The sequence below is a fragment of the Xanthomonas sp. SHU 308 genome, assembly GCF_000364645.1.
GTDB lineage: Bacteria > Pseudomonadota > Gammaproteobacteria > Xanthomonadales > Xanthomonadaceae > Xanthomonas_A > Xanthomonas_A sontii.
In genome coordinates, this window is record NZ_AQOK01000751.1 from 1 (window position 1) to 743 (window position 743).

Annotated in this window: 1 protein-coding gene; it reads right to left on the reverse strand. The window is 76.0% G+C overall.

What is annotated here, in order from left to right:
- A partial coding sequence (locus tag D588_RS25625; protein WP_017917223.1) for an ankyrin repeat domain-containing protein occupies positions 1–743 on the reverse strand: 743 nt, incomplete at both ends.

The window sequence follows — 743 nt, forward strand, 5'->3', positions numbered from 1 at the left end:
CCAGCGCATCGCGCGCTTCCAGGTTGGCGCCGGCGCCGAGCAGGGCCTGCACGATCTCCACGTGGCCGGCCTGCGCCGCCTCGTGCAATGCGCTGCGGCGCTGGCGATCGCGCGCGTCGACCCGCGCCTTGTGCTTGAGCAGCAACTGCACGCCGGCCGGATCGTCTTCCTCGGTACCGGCTGCGGCCAGCAGCACCGGGCTGGCCTCGGCCGGCTCCGGCTTGGCGCCGCGCTCGAGCAGGAACTTGGCCATGCGCCAGTTGCCGACCTGGCAGGCCACCGCCAGCGGGGTCAGGCCGTCGCGGTTGGCCGCGTCCAGTTCGGCGGCGGCGTCGCGCAGCAGCGCGGCCACGCCCGGGTCGGAGCTGCGCGCGGCGTGATGCAGCGGGGTGTTGCCGTCGCCGTCGCTGGCGCGCGGGTCGGCGCCGTTGGCGAGCAGGGTCATCACCGCCTCCGGGCGGCCATGCCAGCTGTCGCGGGTGGCGGCCAGCAGCGGGGTCATGCCCAGGTGCGGGCGATTGACGTCGACCCCGCGCACGATCAGTTCGCGCAGCAGGCGCAGGTCCGGCAGCACCGCGGCCAGCACCGGCAGGCTGCGCTGGTCGCGCCACTCGGCGGCGGGCAGCGCATGCGGATCGGCGCCGGCCTGCAGCAATTGCAAGGCGCGATCGACGCGGCCCCCGCGGGCGGCGTCGTACAGCGCCGCATGCAGTTCGTCCTGCGCCGGCGGCGGCTCGTCCGCG